The sequence below is a fragment of the Nocardiopsis trehalosi NBRC 14201 genome (genome assembly GCF_001552555.1).
In the GTDB taxonomy this organism is placed as follows: Bacteria; Actinomycetota; Actinomycetes; order Streptosporangiales; family Streptosporangiaceae; genus Nocardiopsis_B; species Nocardiopsis_B trehalosi.
The window spans coordinates 1-17031 of the sequence record NZ_BCRK01000061.1 but is presented as its reverse complement, the minus strand read 5'-3'; the positions used below and the strand labels follow the sequence as shown (position 1 = coordinate 17031).

Annotated in this window: 19 protein-coding genes; 4 read left to right on the top strand and 15 right to left on the bottom strand. The window is 72.0% G+C overall.

The features are described from left to right. Nucleotides 1-123: 123 nt before the first annotated feature. Nucleotides 124-510: an SCO5389 family protein gene (locus NT8_RS13195; RefSeq protein WP_067968465.1), complete on the bottom strand. Its 387-nt coding sequence runs from the start codon at nt 508-510 to the stop codon at nt 124-126. Nucleotides 511-774: 264 nt separating this feature from the next. On the opposite strand from NT8_RS13195, the gene nucS reads away from it, so the two are divergent. The 3 genes from nucS to NT8_RS13180 all read left to right on the top strand — a co-directional run bounded on the left by nucS (nt 775) and on the right by NT8_RS13180 (nt 4259). Next, nucleotides 775-1449 (top strand): endonuclease NucS, encoded by a 675-nt coding sequence (gene nucS, locus NT8_RS13190; protein ID WP_067968463.1) that lies wholly within the window; start codon nt 775-777, stop codon nt 1447-1449. Between the two features lie 287 nt (nt 1450-1736). Beyond that, nucleotides 1737-3248: a M20/M25/M40 family metallo-hydrolase gene (locus NT8_RS13185; RefSeq protein WP_067968460.1), complete on the top strand. Its 1512-nt coding sequence runs from the start codon at nt 1737-1739 to the stop codon at nt 3246-3248. A gap of 405 nt (nt 3249-3653) precedes the next feature. Beyond that, nucleotides 3654-4259 (top strand): cob(I)yrinic acid a,c-diamide adenosyltransferase, encoded by a 606-nt coding sequence (locus NT8_RS13180; RefSeq protein WP_067968455.1) that lies wholly within the window; start codon nt 3654-3656, stop codon nt 4257-4259. Nucleotides 4260-4345: 86 nt separating this feature from the next. On the opposite strand, the gene NT8_RS13175 is transcribed toward NT8_RS13180, so the two are convergent. The 14 genes from NT8_RS13175 to NT8_RS13110 all read right to left on the bottom strand — a co-directional run bounded on the left by NT8_RS13175 (nt 4346) and on the right by NT8_RS13110 (nt 15551). Continuing rightward, a complete protein-coding gene (locus NT8_RS13175) occupies nt 4346-4645 on the bottom strand; it encodes an MTH1187 family thiamine-binding protein (protein ID WP_084468899.1) in 300 nt (99 codons plus the stop codon). Between the two features lie 56 nt (nt 4646-4701). Continuing rightward, nucleotides 4702-5529: a pentapeptide repeat-containing protein gene (locus NT8_RS13170; RefSeq protein ID WP_067968448.1), complete on the bottom strand. Its 828-nt coding sequence runs from the start codon at nt 5527-5529 to the stop codon at nt 4702-4704. A gap of 149 nt (nt 5530-5678) precedes the next feature. Beyond that, on the bottom strand, nt 5679-6158 hold the full coding sequence (locus NT8_RS13165) for a DUF2550 domain-containing protein (RefSeq protein WP_067968445.1): 480 nt from the start codon (nt 6156-6158) through the stop codon (nt 5679-5681). A 25-nt stretch (nt 6159-6183) separates the two neighbouring features. Then, a complete protein-coding gene (locus NT8_RS13160; RefSeq protein ID WP_067968442.1) occupies nt 6184-6591 on the bottom strand; it encodes a F0F1 ATP synthase subunit epsilon in 408 nt (135 codons plus the stop codon). A gap of 77 nt (nt 6592-6668) precedes the next feature. Continuing rightward, nucleotides 6669-8120, bottom strand: a complete 1452-nt coding sequence (atpD, locus tag NT8_RS13155; protein WP_067968439.1) for a F0F1 ATP synthase subunit beta — start codon at nt 8118-8120, stop codon at nt 6669-6671. Nucleotides 8121-8124: 4 nt separating this feature from the next. Continuing rightward, the gene (locus NT8_RS13150; protein ID WP_067968435.1) at nt 8125-9045 is read right to left on the bottom strand and encodes a F0F1 ATP synthase subunit gamma; all 921 of its coding nucleotides are present in this window, start codon (nt 9043-9045) and stop codon (nt 8125-8127) included. Nucleotides 9046-9048: 3 nt separating this feature from the next. After that, nucleotides 9049-10689, bottom strand: coding sequence for a F0F1 ATP synthase subunit alpha (gene atpA / locus NT8_RS13145; RefSeq protein ID WP_067968429.1), 1641 nt, complete (start codon nt 10687-10689; stop codon nt 9049-9051). Nucleotides 10690-10766: 77 nt separating this feature from the next. Next, nucleotides 10767-11576 carry a F0F1 ATP synthase subunit delta gene (locus tag NT8_RS13140; protein ID WP_067968426.1) on the bottom strand — a complete coding sequence of 270 codons (810 nt, stop codon included), beginning with the start codon at nt 11574-11576 and terminating at the stop codon, nt 10767-10769. Then, nucleotides 11576-12124 carry a F0F1 ATP synthase subunit B gene (atpF, locus tag NT8_RS13135; protein ID WP_067968423.1) on the bottom strand — a complete coding sequence of 183 codons (549 nt, stop codon included), beginning with the start codon at nt 12122-12124 and terminating at the stop codon, nt 11576-11578. The genes NT8_RS13140 and atpF overlap by 1 nt, the downstream gene beginning before the upstream one ends. A gap of 37 nt (nt 12125-12161) precedes the next feature. After that, a complete protein-coding gene (atpE, locus tag NT8_RS13130) occupies nt 12162-12380 on the bottom strand; it encodes an ATP synthase F0 subunit C (RefSeq protein ID WP_174549566.1) in 219 nt (72 codons plus the stop codon). 93 nt (nt 12381-12473) lie between these two features. Continuing rightward, entirely contained in the window at nt 12474-13337 is an 864-nt protein-coding gene (atpB, locus tag NT8_RS13125; protein WP_067968420.1) for a F0F1 ATP synthase subunit A, read from the bottom strand. Nucleotides 13338-13430: 93 nt separating this feature from the next. Continuing rightward, complete coding sequence (locus tag NT8_RS13120) at nt 13431-13643, bottom strand: AtpZ/AtpI family protein (protein WP_067968418.1); 213 nt, start codon at nt 13641-13643, stop codon at nt 13431-13433. A 60-nt stretch (nt 13644-13703) separates the two neighbouring features. Beyond that, entirely contained in the window at nt 13704-14153 is a 450-nt protein-coding gene (locus tag NT8_RS13115; protein WP_067968416.1) for a hypothetical protein, read from the bottom strand. A gap of 228 nt (nt 14154-14381) precedes the next feature. Continuing rightward, nucleotides 14382-15551 (bottom strand): glycosyltransferase family 4 protein, encoded by a 1170-nt coding sequence (locus NT8_RS13110; RefSeq protein WP_067968414.1) that lies wholly within the window; start codon nt 15549-15551, stop codon nt 14382-14384. Nucleotides 15552-15959: 408 nt separating this feature from the next. Between NT8_RS13110 and NT8_RS13105 the strand changes: the two genes are divergently transcribed. After that, nucleotides 15960-16958, top strand: coding sequence for a nuclear transport factor 2 family protein (locus NT8_RS13105; RefSeq protein ID WP_067968409.1), 999 nt, complete (start codon nt 15960-15962; stop codon nt 16956-16958). Nucleotides 16959-17031 lie beyond the last annotated feature (73 nt).

Sequence of the window (17031 nt, the reverse complement as noted above, 5' to 3'; positions counted from 1 at the left end):
GGTCGCCGTCCGCCACCGGGCATGGGGCCGGGGCCGAGGGCCGGACCCCCGGCGGGCGCGGTGCCGAGTCCGCCGACCCGCCCGCCGGGGGCCTGGTTCACGCGCGGCGTGCCGCGCCCGCCGCTAGCAGTCGACGAGTTCCGGCGACTGGTTGAGCAGCTGCGCGCGCGGGGTGGTGAACTCCGCGTACGCGGTGTCGGCGCCGGGTGCGAACAGGGCGACCCGGTGGCAGTTCTGGAACGCCAGCCGCATGCCGAAGTGGCGCTCGACCGCGTCCCGCATGGCGTCGCTGGCCAGCATGCGCAGGAGCTGGCCGCGCTCGGCCTCGCCGGGCGGGGGGACCTCGTTGGCCTCGAAGTCGGCGCCCGTGGCGGCGGCGCGCTCGGCGAGCCCGCTCACGACGCCCCAGGCGTAGGGCAGGGACTCGCGGATGCAGGCGATGAAGTCGGCGTCCTCGATCGGGCCCTGCTGCGCCTTGTCGAGGAGTTCGGGGGAAACCGTCAGCGACATGTATGTCCCTCTCGTTGTGGCAGGCGGCGACGGGGCCTCGGGCGCCGGTCGGTCCCCGGGTCCCGCGCACCTGCAGCGACGTTAGTCGCCGTGCGTCGACACGTCACGGCACGCCGGGGTCACAGATCGCTACCCCCGGCGCTATATGAAAATAGTTATCATTCCCGTTCCGCGCCACCCGAACGGCCGAACCCGTCGCGTCCGATCTTCGCGGGCTCCCCGGACCGGCCTCCCCGGGGGCGCGGCGCGGCTAGGATCGGGCGCGTGAGACTCGTGATCGCCCGGTGCAGCGTCGACTACGTCGGCCGCCTCACCGCCCACCTGCCCATGGCCCCGCGGCTCATCCTGCAGAAGGCCGACGGCTCGGTGTCCATCCACGCCGACGACCGCGCCTTCAAGCCGCTGAACTGGATGAACCCGCCGTGCACCGTGCGCGAGGCGGTCGACGACGACGGCACGGTCTGGACCGTCACACACGGCAAGTCGGGCGAGAAGCTCGTGCTGCGCATCGCCGAGGTCATGCACGACAGCTCGCACGAGCTGGGCCCCGACCCCGGCCTGCAGAAGGACGGCGTCGAGGCGCACCTCCAGGAGCTGCTGGCCGAGCACATCACGACGCTCGGCGACGGCTACACGCTGATCCGCCGCGAGTACCCCACCGCCATCGGCCCGGTCGACATCCTGTGCCGCGACGGCTCGGGCGCGACCGTCGCCGTGGAGCTGAAGCGGCGCGGCGACATCGACGGCGTCGAGCAGCTCACCCGCTACCTGGAACTGCTCAACCGCGACCCCGCTCTCAAGCCGGTGCGGGGTGTCTTCGCCGCCCAGGAGATCAAGCCGCAGGCGCGCGTCCTGGCCGCCGACCGCGGGATCGGCTGCGTCACCCTCGACTACGACGCGCTGCGCGGCATCGAGCCCGACACCCCGCGGCTGTTCTGACCCGCACCCCGTTCGGCCCCGAGCTCCGGCCGGTCCGGGCCGCCCCGCACCGCGCGGAGGCGGCCCGCCGCGCGCTCCCACCAGCGCGGATACGGGCGTGCGGAGGGGTGAACCGTTTATAACACCATGAATCATGGTGTTGTGGAAGGTATCTGGCTGGATGTGGCAATGACCCGGAACGCGGCTTGATACCCGGCTCCGGTGCTGACAGGCTGCACCGTACCTCGCACCCATCGCACCCATCACGTCACCCCAGGTCGGTGGGTGCACGCACAGGAGGACGATCCGTGTCCAGCAGACGAACCGGGCGGTCCCCCGGCACCCCCGCCGGACGCCGGCTGCTCGCCGGCGGCGCCGCCGCCGCGCTGGTGTTCGGCCTCGGCCTGGCCCCCGGCACCGCCCACGCCGCCGAGTCGCAGCTCCCCACCCTGGTGACCACGGAGAACATCCGGTCCCACATGGAGAACCTGCAGACCATCGCCGACTACAACGGCGGCAACCGGGCCAGCGCCACCCCCGGCTACGACGTCGCCGCGAAGTACGTCATCGACCAGCTCCGCCGCGCCGGCTACAAGCCGGTCAAGCACACCTTCGAGTACGACAGCTGGGCGCAGAACTCCCCCGCCGTCCTCGCCCAGACCGCGCCCGAGGAGCGCGAGTTCACCGTCGGCGAGGACTTCGACGCCATGTCCTACTCCACCGGGGGCGACGTCACGGCCCCCGGCGTGGCGGTCAACGCCGACAGCGCCGAGAGCGGCTGCTCGGCCGACGACTTCGCCGGGTTCCCCGAGGGGGCCGTCGCGGTCGTGCGGCGCGGCACCTGCCCGTTCTCGGAGAAGACGCAGAACGCGGCCGACGCGGGCGCGGGCGCCATCGTCATCTTCAACAACGAGGCCGGGCCGATCAACGGCACCGTCGGCACCGAGTCGGCCATCCCGGCCGTCGGCGCGACCCAGGAGGCGGGCGCCGAACTGCTCGCGGCGGGCGAGGCGCTGGAGCTGCGCGTCGCGGTCGACGCCCAGGTCACCACCCGCTCCTCCTACAACATCACCGCCGACACCAAGGGCGGAGCCCGCGACAACGTCGTGGTCGTCGGCGCCCACCTCGACGGCGTCGCCGAGGGCCCGGGCATCAACGACAACGGCAGCGGCACGGCCGCCGTGCTGGAGACCGCGAAGCAGCTCGCCAAGCTCGACACCCCCAACAACAAGGTGCGCTTCGCGTTCTGGGGCACCGAGGAGGAGGGCCTGATCGGCTCGACCGAGTACGTCGAGGGGCTGAGCGAGCGCGACCGGTCGCGCATCGCGCTCTACCTGAACTTCGACATGATCGGCTCGCCGAACTACGCCCGCTTCGTCTACGACGGGCGGGGCGAACTGCCCGGCTCGCAGGTCCCGCCGTCGGGCTCGGCCGCGATCCAGAAGACGTTCGAGGACTACTTCGACGCCCGCGGCCTGGTCAGCGAGCCGACCGAGTTCAACGGCCGCTCCGACTACAGCGCCTTCATCGCCGCCGGCATCCCCGCGGGCGGGCTGTTCAGCGGCGGCGACGGCATCAAGACCGAGGAGCAGGTGGAGTACTACGGCGGCACCGCCGGCGAGCAGTACGACCCCTACTACCACACCGCCGACGACACGATCGAGCACATCAATTGGGACTCGGTCGAGGAGCTGTCCGACGGCATCGCCTTCGCGGTGGAGACCTTCGCCGACAGCACCCTTCCGGTGAACGGGGTGCTGCGCACCCACCAGGACCAGGAGTTCTCCCCCGAACGCCTGGGTGACCACTGGCTGCGGTAACCGTCCGACCGCACCAGGGCGCCCGTGGACGAGGAGGAACCTCCTCGTCCACGGGCGTTTCCGCCGCCCCGGATGCCCGGGGCGCCGCCGCGGGCGGGGCGTGCGCCCGCTGCCCGCGTGCCCCGCGGGGGCGGTTGACGTGGCCCCCCGACCCGTGCCAACCGCCCCGCGCGGCTCCGGCCGCGTCCGGCGGAGGACGCCTCCCGAGCGTGGTCCCCCCCTTCGGCCGGCCCCCGCCATCGCATCCGAAGAAGAAGGGCGCACCGGAACCTCGGCGCCCACGGGAATCACCCTCGGTAGTCGTCCCACCGCACACGGTATCAGCGGCGCGCGCCGTGCGCGGCCGCCGATGCCGAACGGTTATCCGCCCGGTGCGGGCCGCACCCGGCTCCGTAGGGTGGGGCCATGACGAAGCGCAACAGCGACACCCCGGTCGTGCTGTCCACGATCTACACGCGGGCGGGCGACGCCGGCTCCACCCACCTCGGCGACATGAGCCGGACCGCCAAGACCGACACCCGGCTGGCGGCCTACGCCGACGTCGAGGAGGCCAACGCCGCCATCGGCACGGCCCTCGCCCTGGGCGAGGTCCCCGACGGCCTGCGGGCCGTCCTCGGCCGCGTGCAGAACGAGCTGTTCGACGTGGGCGCCGACCTGTCGCGGCCCGTCACCCCCGACGAGGACGCCGCGGAGTTCCCGCCGCTGCGGGTCACCGCCGACTATGTCGCGCGGCTGGAGGAGGAGTGCGACGCCCACAACGCCGACCTGCCGGTGCTGCGCAGCTTCCTGCTGCCCGGCGGGACGCCCGCCGTGGCGCTGACGCACACGGCACGGGTGGTGGTGCGCCGGGCCGAGCGCGCCGCGTGGGCGGCGGTCGAGGAGCACGGCGCGACGGTCAACCCGCTCACCGCGCGCTACCTCAACCGGCTCTCGGACCTGCTGTTCGTGTTCTGCCGGGTGCTGGGCCGCGACGGCGGCGAGGTCCTGTGGAAGCCGGGCGGCGAGCGCTGAGGCGCCCTCCGGCGCCGCTGCGCCCGTCCGCCGCCCGCCCCTGGGCGCCCGGTCCCCCGGGCGGCCAGGGGCGCGCCGGCGGCGCCTCAGGAGCCGGCCGACAGCTCCCGCTCCACGGACTCGACCTTGCTCGTGAGGCCGTCGGTGACGCCCTCGCGGATGTCGGCCTTGAGGACGAGGGACACCCGCCCCGCGCCCTCGCCGGCCGCCGCGACGGCCCGCTTGACGACGTCCATCACCTCGTCCCACTCGCCCTCGACGCTGGTGAACATCGCGTCGGTGCGGTTGGGCAGCCCGCTCTCGCGGACGACGCGCACGGCCCGCGCCACGGCCGGGGCGACGGAGTCGCCCGTTCCCATCGGACTCACGGAGAATGCCACGATCATGCCCCCACCCTAAGATCCGGGGGGCCGCGTGTCGCGTCCGGGCCCGGCCCGGCGCGCTACCAGTGGGCGGGGCGGTCCAGCGCCGGGGGTATGCGGGTGGCGGCGTCGCCCCGGGCCGCGTTGAGCTGGGCCTGGGTGAGGAACACCGCCCCGGTGAGGTCGGCGCCGCTCAGGTCCGCCCCGCGCAGGTCGGCCCCGATGAGGTCGGCCCACCGCAGGTCGGCGCCGCGCAGGTCCGCGGCGACCAGCAGCGCGCCCCGCAGGCTCGCCCCGCGCAGGTCGGCGCCGCGCAGCCGGGCGCCGACGAGGTCGGCGCCCCGGTGGTCGGGGCCGGGTTCGGGGGCGGCCGCGCGCACCAGGTCGCCCACGCGCCGCAGCACGGTGTTGACCTCGGCGCGCACCGCGGGCACGTCGGTCGCGGCGACGGCCGCGGCGTCGGCCCGGGCGCGCCGGTCGACGTCGGCGCGGGCGCGGCGCAGCTCCGCGTGCACCGGCCGGGCGGCGGGCAGCTCCAGCGCCTCCTCGACGTACCAGAGCAGCTCGTGGAGCTGGCGCATGACGGGGAACACCGCGAACATGTCCCGGGCGGTCTCCGGGGCGGACCGCCAGTCGCGGCCGCCGAAGGTGACCTGGGCGGTCCGCTGCCCCGCGCCGAAGCAGTCGTAGACGGTGCAGCCGGGGTAGCCGGACTCGCGCAGCCGGGAGTGGATGCCGCAGGAGAAGTCGCCGCGCAGGTTGCCGCACGGCCGGCCGGCCTCCTTGTCGACCGCGAAGTCGGCGGACGCGGCGAACGGCAGCGCGACGCAGCACAGGCCGAAGCAGGACGAGCAGTCGGCGCGCAGGGCGGCGCGCCCGGGCACGGACGACGGGGCGGGGCTGGTCACGGTGGGCGTGGCTCCCGGAGGGTGGGCGGTGCGGTGGAGGCGGCGGCGGCGCTCGGCGGCACTTGCGCGGCGGCACTGCGCGGCGGAACCGCGCGCCGACCCTCCATTGTCACCCACCCGGGGCGGTGCCCCGGACCCCGCGGGGCCGCTCAGGACTGCCAGATGGTGCCCGGGGGCATGGACTCCAGCCAGGACAGGAACCCGGTGAGGGCGCTCTCGGTCATGGCCAGCTCGTAGACCGGTTCCTCGGGATCGGAGCCGTCGGGGGCGGCCCAGCCGACCGCCACCACGACGAGGTCGGGGGTCAGCTCGGCCAGGTCGGCGGCGGTGGGCTCCCGACGCCCCACGACGACGAGACCGCGGCGCGACAGCTCTGCTGTCGGCCGCGGCCGGAGGGAGAAGATGCGGTACCAGCGGAGTTCGCCGGACCCGTACCGGGCGCACCCGATCCGCCAGGGCGCGGACGCCCGCCCGGCGGGGCGCAGGTAGCACTCGACGGCGCCGCCCCCGCGCTCCAGGACGAACCGGCGCGCGGTCACGGCGACCAGACCGAGCAGGGCGGCGAGCAGCAGGGCGAGGAACAGCCACTCGGCGATCCGGAACACCACCGTGCTGATCAGCTCTTCCACCCCGGCCTCCGCCTCGTCGGTCGTCCTAGACCTTCTCGCCGGCGGCCTGAAGGCGGCTGCGGGCGCGTGCGGCGCGGGCCAGGCCCTCGGCGTCGTCGGGCGAGATCTGCCCGGCCTCGGCCTCGCTCAGCGCGGTGCGCGCGCGCTCCACGTCGATGTCCTCGGCCAGCTCGGCGGTCTCGGCCAGGATCGACACCCGGTCGCCGCCGGCGACCGACATGAACCCGCCGTGGGCGGCCACCCGCACCTCGCCGTTCTCGCGCCCGCCGACGACCCGGACCACCGCGCCCGGCGCCAGCAGCGCCAGCACCGGCACGTGCCCCGGCTGCACGCCCATCTCACCGTCGATCGTCTTGGCGATGACCATGTCGCCCTCGCCCGCCCACAGCTCGCGCTCGGGCGAGACGATCTCGACGAAAAGCTTCTTCGACACTGCCATGAACTCCTCTGCTCGTGGGCGGTGTGGCGGGGGAGCGGGCGGCCGCGGCCGCCCGCTCCCCCGCGGGAACGCTAGCCCTGCAGCGTCTTGGCCTTCTCGACGGCCATCTCGATGTTGCCGACGTCGAGGAACGCCTGCTCCGGGAGGTGGTCGTACTCGCCCTCGCAGACCGCCTTGAACGAGGCGATGGTCTCCTCCAGCGGCACGAACACGCCCGGGTTGCCGGTGAACTTCTCGGCGACGAACATGTTCTGGGACAGGAACCGCTCCAGGCGCCGGGCCCGGTTGACGATGATCTTGTCCTCTTCGGCCAGCTCGTCCATACCGAGGATGGCGATCTGGTCCTGCAGGTCGTTGTTGCGCTGCAGGATACCGATCACGCGCTGGGCGACCTCGTAGTGCTCCTTGCCCACGTACTGCGGGTCGAGGATGCGCGAGGTCGACGCCAGCGGGTCCACCGCCGGGTAGATGCCCTTCTGCGAGATCGGCCGGGACAGCTCCGTCGTCGCGTCGAGGTGGGCGAAGGTGGTGGCCGGCGCCGGGTCGGTGTAGTCGTCCGCGGGCACGTAGATCGCCTGCATCGAGGTGATCGAGTTGCCGCGGGTGGAGGTGATGCGCTCCTGCAGCAGACCCATCTCGTCCGCCAGGTTCGGCTGGTAGCCCACCGCGGAGGGCATGCGCCCGAGCAGGGTGGAGACCTCCGAGCCGGCCTGGGTGAACCGGAAGATGTTGTCGATGAAGAGCAGCACGTCCTGGTTCTGCACATCGCGGAAGTACTCCGCCATGGTCAGCGCGGACAGCGCGACCCGCAGACGGGTGCCCGGAGGCTCGTCCATCTGGCCGAACACCAGGGCGGTGTCCGGGAGGACCTCCATCTCGCCCATCTCCAGGAAGAGGTCCGTCCCCTCACGGGTGCGCTCGCCGACACCGGCGAACACGGACACACCACCGAAGTTGCGGGCGATACGGGTGATCATCTCCTGGATGAGGACGGTCTTGCCCACACCAGCGCCACCGAACAGGCCGATCTTGCCGCCCCGGACGTAGGGGGTCAGCAGGTCGATGACCTTGATGCCGGTGACCATCATCTCGGTCTTGGACTCGAGCTGGTCGAAGGCCGGGGCCTTGCGGTGGATCGGCCACCGCTCCTGCACGTTCAGCTCCGCGATCGGCACGTCCATGGACTCGCCGAGCGTGTTGAAGACGTGGCCCTTGACGACGTCGCCGACGGGGACGCTGATCGGCTTCCCGGTGTCGCGGACCTCGGCGCCGCGGACCATGCCGTCCTGCGGCGCGAGGCTGATCGTGCGGACCAGGTTGTCGCCGAGGTGCTGGGCGACCTCCAGGGTCAGCGTCTTGGTCTCGCCGCCCAGCGTCACGTCGGTGTGCAGGGCGTTGTAGATGCCGGGAAGGGAGCCGACGGGGAACTCCACGTCGACGACCGGCCCGGTGACCCGGGCGATGCGCCCGGTGGCGGTACCGGCGGTGCCGGGCGCGGCGGTCCCTTCAACTGTCGTGGTCACTTGCTTACTCACTCCCCGCGCTGGCAGCAGCGAGGGCGTCGGCGCCGCCGACGATCTCGCTGATCTCGTTGGTGATCTCCGCCTGGCGGGCCTGGTTGGCCTGGCGGGTCAGGGTCTTCACTAGTTCCTCGGCGTTGTCCGTGGCCGCCTTCATCGCGTTGCGCCGCGAGGCCCACTGCGACGCCGCCGATTCCAGGAGGGCGAAGTAGATCCGGTTCGTCACGTACTGCGGGAGGAGCTGGTCCAGGGCCTCCTCGGCCGACGGCTCGAAGTCGTAGAGGGGCAGGGGGCCGCCCTGCTCCTTCTCCAGCTCGGCCTTGTCGACCTCCTCGACCTCCAGCGGCAGGGCCCGGTGGGACTCGGCGCGCTGGGTGAGCATGGAGACGAACTCGGTCGCGACGATGTGGATCTCGTCCACGCCGCCCTCGGTGGCGCTGTCCTGGGCGAAGCGGCCCATGAGCGCCTCACCGATCGCCTTGGCGTCGGCGTAGGACGGGCGCTCGGTGATGCCCTCCCAGGTCTGCTCCATGGCGCGGTCGCGGAACCGGAAGTAGCCCACGCCCTTGCGACCGACCACGTAGAGGAGGACCTCCTTGCCCTGCTCGCGCAGCAGCGCGGCCAGGGACTCGGCCTCCTTGACGGCGTTGGCGGTGTAGGCGCCGGCCTGGCCCTTGTCGCTGGTGATGACGAGGATCGCGGCCCGCACCGGGTTCTCCGCCTCGGTGAGCAGCGGGTGCTCGGACACCCGCTGCGCCACGGCGGAGACGGCCCGGGTGATCTCCCGCGCGTACGGGCCCGCAGCCTCGGCCGCCCGCTGCGCCTTGGTGATGCGGGTGGTGGCGATGAGCTCCATCGCGCGGGTGATCTTCGCCATCGACTTCGTCGAGCGGATCCTCCGGCGGTAGACGCGAAGCTGTGCTCCCATGGGCTACTTCCCGGCGCTCTTGGCGACCTTGATGGTCTCCTGGCCGACCTCGTCCTCCTCCAGCGCCTCGGTCTCCTCGTTGCCGAGGATGCCGCCCGCGCTGGTCTGGAAGGTCTGCTTGAAGGTGGTGTAGGCGTCCTTCAGCGTGGCCGCGGTCTCGTCCTCGAACTTGCCGCTCTCGCGGATGTTGTCGAGGATCTTGGGCTGCTCGCGCTCCAGGTACTCCAGGAACTCCGCCTCGAAGCGGCGGACGTCCTCGACCGGCACGTCGTCGAACTGCCCGCTGGTGCCGCCCCAGATGGAGACGACCTCCTTCTCGACGGGGAACGGCGCGTACTGGGCCTGCTTGAACAGCTCCATGAGGCGGGCGCCCCGCTCCAGCTGCGCCTTGGACACCGCGTCCAGGTCGGAGCCGAAGGCGGCGAACGCCTCCAGCTCGCGGTACTGGGCGAGGCTGGTGCGCAGCGGGCCGGTCACCTTGCGGATGGCCTTGGTCTGAGCGGCGCCACCGACACGGGACACCGACACACCGACGTTGATGGCCGGACGCTGGCCCTGGTTGAACAGGTCCGCCTCCAGGAACACCTGGCCGTCGGTGATGGAGATGACGTTGGTCGGGATGTAGGCGGAGACGTCGCCGGCCTTGGTCTCGATGATCGGCAGACCCGTCATGGAGCCGGCGCCCATGTCGTCGGACAGCTTGGCGCAGCGCTCCAGCAGCCGGGAGTGCAGGTAGAACACGTCACCCGGGTAGGCCTCGCGGCCCGGCGGGCGGCGCAGCAGCAGGGACACGGCGCGGTACGCCTCGGCCTGCTTGGTCAGGTCGTCGAAGACGATCAGCACGTGCTTGCCCTGGTACATCCAGTGCTGGCCGATGGCCGAACCGGTGTAGGGGGCGAGGTACTTGAAGCCCGCGGGGTCCGAGGCGGGGGCGGCGACGATGGTGGTGTACTCCATCGCGCCGGCCTCCTCCAGGGCGCCGCGCACGCTCGCGATCGTCGAGCCCTTCTGGCCGATGGCGACGTACACGCAGCGGACCTGCTTGGTGGGGTCGCCGGACTCCCAGTTGGACTTCTGGTTGATGATGGTGTCGATGCAGATGGCGGTCTTGCCGGTCTGCCGGTCACCGATGATGAGCTGGCGCTGGCCGCGACCGATGGGGGTCATCGAGTCGATGGCCTTGATGCCGGTCTGCATGGGCTCGCCGACGGGCTGCCGCTGCATGACCGTGGGGGCCTGCAGCTCCAGCTCGCGGCGCTCGGTGGTCTCGATCTCGCCCTGGCCGTCGATCGGCCGACCCAGGGGGTCGACCACGCGGCCGAGGTAGTTGTCGCCGACGGGCACGGAGAGGACCCGGCCGGTGCGGCGCACCGGCTGGCCCTCCTCGATGCCGGTGAAGTCACCGAGGACGACGACGCCGATCTCGCCGATCTCCAGGTTCTGGGCCAGGCCCAGGGTGCCGTCCTCGAATTCCAGCAGCTCGTTCGCCATCGCCGAGGGAAGGCCACCGACACGGGCGATCCCGTCACCGGAGTAGGTGACGGTACCGATCTCCTCGCGTGCGGCGGCGTCGGGCTCGTACGACTGGACGAAGCGCTGCAGCGCGTCCCGGATCTCCTCCGGCCGGATGGTCAGCTCCGCCATCTCACGTATGTCCTTGCTCTCGAATGGCGCCGCTTTGCCCGGCGCCGTGCGTACGTTGCGTTGGCCGTTGCGTCGCGTCAGCCGGCCAGCCGGCGGCGGACCTCGGCGAGGCGACCGGCGACCGTACCGTCGATGACCTCGTCGCCCACGCGGATGGAGAGTCCACCCACGATCTCGGGGTCGACGTCGATGTTGAGGTGGATGGGACGGTCGTAGACCCGGGCCAGCGCGGCCTGCAGCCGCTCCTGCCGATCCTGGCTGAGGGGGACGGCCGTGCGCACCACCGCGATGTAGCGCTTGGCGCGCTCGGCGACGAGCTGCCCGTAGTGGTCCAGGCCCTGCTCCAGGGTACGGCCCCGGGGCCGGGTGACCACCTCGGTGATCAGCGCGAGCGTCGCCGGGTCGGTCTTCCCGTCGAGGAGGCCCGCGACGAGCGCGCGCTTGTGGTCGGCGGCCACGCCCTCGTCGGTGAGCGCCGCGCGCAGCGCGGGCTCGGCGACGACGATCCGGCCGAACCGGAAGAGCTCGTCCTCCAGTTCGCCCAGCCGCTGCTCGCCCTCCGCCGCGGCGACCGTCGCGAAGACGGCCGTCCGCTCGACGGTGTCGACCAGGTCGCGGGGGGCGGACCAGTTCGCGCGGGCGACGTCGGAGACGACGAGGACGGTGGCCGGGGAGACCTTGTCCTCCAGCAGCGCACCCACCAGGTTCGACCGGGCGTCGGCCGGGTTGGCGGGGTCGGCCAGCCACCGCCGCAGGGAGTGCTCCCGCTGGAGCAGCGCCACGACCTCGAAGAGCTCGCGGCCCAGGGCTGCGGTGTCGGCCGACGCCAGCACGCCGTCGAGCCGCCCGGCGACCTCGGCCAGGGAGGTGCGGCTGATACCTCGCATCAGCGCACCTCGGCCTGGGCCGGGTCCCCGGTCTGCTCCAGCTCCGCCAGGAACCGGTCGATGACGCGGTTCTGGGCGGCGCTGTCGCTCAGCGTCTCACCGACGATGCGGGTGGCGAGGTCGGTGGAGAGGGCGCCGATCTCGGTCCGGAGCTGCGCCAGCGTGTGCTGGCGGTCGGCCTCGATCTGGGCGTGCGCCGCGTCGATGATGCGGCGGGCCTCGACCTGGGCCTCCTCGCGCGCCTCCGCGATGATGGCGGCGCGCTGCTCGCGGGCCTTGTCGATCTCCTGGGCGTACTGGCGGTGCGCCTCTTCGAGCTTCTCGCGGTACTGCTGGCGGATCTCCTCCGCCTCCGCCTCGGCCTTCTTCGCACGCTCGATGCCACCCTCGATCTGGTTGGCACGCTCGTCCAGGGCCGACGTCATCCGCGGCCACATCTTGAGGACCACCGCGAAGATGACGGCGAACGCGATGAGGCCGAAGGTGAACTCATCCCAGTGAATGCGCAGGATGTTCTCCTGCTCGGCAGCCACGATCACGGCTGGCATCCCTTCGTGCTCGATCTACTTGTTGCCGAACCGAGGGTCAGCCGGCCGGGTTGGCCTGGATGAAGGCGAGCACGAAACCGAGGATCGCGAGCGCCTCGATGACCGCCATGCCCAGGATCATCTGGCCCTGGAGCACGCCGCGGGCCTCGGGCTGGCGGGCGATGGCCTGCACGCCGTTGCCGAAGATGAGACCGACGCCGATGCCGGGGCCGATGCAGGAGAGGCCGTAGCCGATGGTGGCGAGAGTTCCGACCATGGTGATCGTTTCCTTTTCTTCTTGGAGCACGCCGACGAGCAGGGTGTGCCGTCGAACTGACGTGGGGATTACCGGACTGGGGTCAGGGGGGTGCTAGTGCGCACCCTCGATGGCCTCACCGATGTAGAAGGAGGCCAGTAGGACGAACACATAGGCCTGGAGGCCCATGATGAACAGCTCGAACGCGGTGAAGACGAGGAACCCGACCAGCGCCATGCCCGAGTAGCCCACGGAGACCACGCTGAGGATGCCGCCGGCGTCGGGGTTGAACAGGTAGAACCCCGCCGCGGCGAACACCGCGAGCAGCATGTGCCCCGCGAACATCGTGGCGAAGAGTCGGACCGCGTGGGTGACCGGGCGGAAGACGAAGTTGGAGATGAACTCGATGGGGACCAGCACCGGCATGATCCACATCGGCGCGCCGCTGGGGACCAGCTTGGCCTTGACGTGGCCGCCGAACCCGTGCTCGCGGATGCCGACGACGTTCCACAGCACGTAGACGATCAGCGACAGCACGGCGGGGAACGCCAGGTTGCTGGTGACCGGGAGCTGGAGGCCCGGGATGATGCCCATGACGTTCATCGCCAGGATGAACGTGAACAGGGTGAGCATCAGCGGCATGTAGCGGTCGCCGTGCTTGCCCATGCCCGGGCGGACCATCTGGTCGCGCACGAAGGCGATGGTCAGCTCGCCGATGCTCTGCCAGCGCCGCGGGACGACCTTCGCGTTGCGCGAGGTCACCAGCCAGAACGCGCTGACCAGCAGGACCACGATGAGCAGCAGGAGGGTGTACTTGGTGATGCCGGACGTGAGGGGAATGCCGAAGTCCAGCCACGGGGTGGGGAAGAACAGGCTCGTCCCAGGGGCCTCGAACCCGCACCCGTGATCGTTGAAGATGTGCGGGTCCTGGCAGCCTTCTCCGCTCGCGGCGACAATCGCGCGCACGTCAGCACTCACGGCGAACCCTTTCGTCGTGACGCAACTCAAACCTCGATGTATAGGGCGGTCTCGCACAGCGGGAGGTTCGCTGGACGCTACCGGGCGTGGCGGTCAAGACCGGACGTACTGGGTGATGATCAGATAGATCGAGCCGACCAGCCCCAGGACCAGGCCGATGGGCAGGAACAGGACCTCGAACCCGAGCATCCGATCCGCCAACCAGCCCACACCGCCCCAGACGGCCAGACCTCCCAGCAGATACGAGACGATCGTCATTCCATCGGGGCTCGGCGTGTCGTCGCCGCCGCCCGGACGACCGTTCATCTCGCTCCGGAAGATAGCAGTTGGTGAACAGCGTTCGCACATCACCCCGGGACAACCGGGTCACGGCTTCGCCTCGGTGGACGCGGCCTCCTCGGCGGGCTCCGCGGACGGGGGGTCCGCGGGCTCGACGTAGAGGCGGCGCACCCGCATGCTGGCGACGGAGTGCCCGGTGATCCAGACCACGGCGCACGCGGCCGCGGTGAGCGCGAACGCGTTGAGGTGGAAGGCGTCCGTTCCCCCGAAGAGGACCAGGACGACCGCGAGCACGGCGACCTTGATGGTGTAGGTGGCGAGGGCGGCCATCATGACGAGCTGCGGCTGCACCTTGGCGACCCATGCGACGACCGTCGCGGAGATCGCGAAGAACGCGAGGACGAGCAGCGTCCCGACGAGCGCCCCGACCAGCCCGTGCGCGCCCGCCATGACGTAGGCGACGGCCATGCCGACCAGACCTGCGACGGCGGTGGGAATCGCGGCGCCCAGGAGGATCCGGGCGTCGTGTTCCTGCATGAGGAAGCTCCGTGGCTGTTCAGTGGGGTGCTTGCTCGTGAAAGCTATCACAAGGATTTCGGCACCCGATCCGGGGTGACCTTTACGCCCAGCTTACCCGCGCCCGGAGTGCCCTCGTCACCGGATGTTCGGGGGATGTGTCGGCTATGTCACCGTGCTGTTCGCCACGGATTCCCCGCGGATAGGGGCTTTCGGCCGCGCCCTCCACCCCGGAACCCCGTGTCCGGATCACCCCGTCGAGGACGCGTGCCGGTCGTCGGCCGGGCCGTCCGGGCCGGGGGCGGGGGCCGACGCGCGCACCGCGGCGGAGCGCCGGCGGCGCAGCCGCGGCAGCGTGATGAGGCCGACGGCGCACATCGCGACGAGCACGGTCACGGTCAGCACCATGTACGGGGAGTCGAACACCGACAGCGACACCGACGCGAACGCGATGATCGCCGCCCACAGGTACATCAGCAGGACGGCGCGCGCGTGCGAGTGGCCCAGCTCCAGCAGCCGGTGGTGCAGGTGCTTCTTGTCGGGCGCGAACGGCGACTTCCCGGCGAGCGTCCGCCGCACCACCGCGAGGACCAGGTCGGCCAGCGGCAGCGCGAGCACCAGCAGCGGCAGCAGCACCGGCAGGAACAGCGCCAGCCCGTGCACGCTGGTGCGGCCGTCGGGGTAGAACTGGCCGGTCACCGTGATGGTGATGGAGGTCAGCAGCAGCCCCAGCAGCATGGACCCGGTGTCGCCCATGAACACCCGCGCCGGGTTGAAGTTGTGCAGCAGGAACCCGAGGCAGACCCCGACCAGGATGATGGCGATCATCGCCGGGTAGGACTGGCGCTCGAACCCCTGGTCGACGGCCGCCACGTAGTAGTAGGCGAAGAACGCCGCCGCGGAGATGGCGACGATCCCGGCCGCCAGGCCGTCGAGGCCGTCCGCGAAGTTGACCGCGTTGATGGTCACCACGATCAGCAGCACCGACACCACCGCGCCCAGCCACGGGCCCAGCGACAGCTGGGTGCCCGGCAGCGGCAGCCAGAGCATCTGCACACCCGACCACACCATGATCCCGGCCGCCGCGGTCTGCCCGGCCAGCTTCGGGATGGGCCCCATGCCCCACCGGTCGTCGACGATGCCGATGATCGTGATGAGGCCGCCGGCGAGGAGCAGGCCCCGCCAGGTGGTGTAGACGAAGACCTCCTGCAGGTGCGGCAGCCGGTAGGAGATGAGCAGCGCCGCCGCGAACCCCCCGTAGATGGCGATGCCGCCCAGGCGCGGGATGGGCTCGGTGTGCACGTCGCGGTCGCGCACCGGCGGGACCGCGCCGAACGTGATGGCCGCACGCCGGACGAAGGGGGTCAGCAGGTAGGTGACCGCCACGGCGATGACGAAGGTGAGCGCGTACTCACGCACGGGGAGTCCAGCAGCCTTTCGTGGAGCCCACGCGCCGGCCGGGCCGGCATGCGCGGCTGTGGTTCGGGTCGCCCCTGAACCTAGCACTCTTGGCGGCCCGTTTCTCATCCTCCGTGATCTTCGCGTCCCGCCCCGGAGCGGGGCGCGAGCGCATTCCCCGGCCCCGCGCGTCGCGGTGCTCGCGGCGGCCCCGGCACCCGGCCTCGGCGGTTCCATTACCTCCGAGGTCGTTGCGGGGGTATGGCCGCCCGCCCAGAATCCGTTGTGACCCGAGCGGCGGACCGCCCCGGAGGGCCGGACCACCGTCCGGCCCCGGTGCGGCCGCACGCTCCATGAACGAAAGGGACACCGACATGGCCACCACCCCCTCCCCCCCGGACCACGGCTGCCGCACGGGCCCGCGCGGCGGTGGCGCCGCTGGCCGCCGCGGGCCTGCTGGCCACGCTGGTGGCGGCCGTCCCCGCGGCGCCCGCCGCGGCCGCGGAGCACGACGTGTGCGCCGAGGCGTACGCCGCCGTGGACGCGATCCACGGCACCCCCTCCCCCGCCGCGTGCACGTTCATCGCCGCCCAGGAGCGGTTCGGCACCATGCCCACGTCGCCCGAGCGCGTCGACGCCTACGGGCGGCTGTTCGCCGAGGACGCGACCCTGTGGGAGCCCGGGCCGCCAGGGCGGCTGATCCGGGGGCGGGAGGCGATCACCGCCGCCATCTCCGGCACGCTGGCGCTCGTCCCCGACTTCGCCTTCCACGGCGAGCGCGTCGCCGTGGAGGGCGACGCGGTGATGTTCGAGGCCGACAACACGTTCACGCTGGGCAACGGGGCCGACGTCCGCTACCCGGCCGTCTACCGGGTCCAGGTCGACGACGACGGCGAGGTCGTCCAGGGCCGCCGCTACTACGACCGCGCCACCTGGTTCACCTCGGTGGCGCCCGAGCTTCCCGCCCCCTTCGCCGATGTGGCCGACCGGGGCGCCCCGGAGCGCGGCGCGGTCCGCGCCCCCGACCGCGACGCGCTGGCGGAGCGGGGCCGGGCGTGGAACGGCGAGGACGTGCGGGCCCTGCTCGCCGCCTCGCGCGGCGCGCCCCTCACCGGGCCCGGGATCGACGGCGAGCTGCGCACCGAGCACGGCAAGCGCGCCTACCTGCGGGCGTTGTTCGCCGAGGTGGAGGACGTCGACCTCGACCTCGGGCAGGTCATCGAGGTCGACGGCGCGACCTACGCCGAGTGGCACGGGACCGTCACCGCCGAGGGCGAGCAGAGCACGTTCGGCATCATCGAGCGCCTCGGCGACACCGGTGGGCGGCGGCCCGAACTCGACACCTGGACGCTGGCGTTCGACACCCTGCCCCTGGTCGCCGACCAGGAGACCACGCGCGACCTCTACGCGCGGATCAGCGGCCTCTAGTCGCCCCGGGGCCGGGCCCGGAGCCGGGTCCGGCGCCGGTGGCGCCCGCCGCGTCCGGCTCCGGACGCGGCGG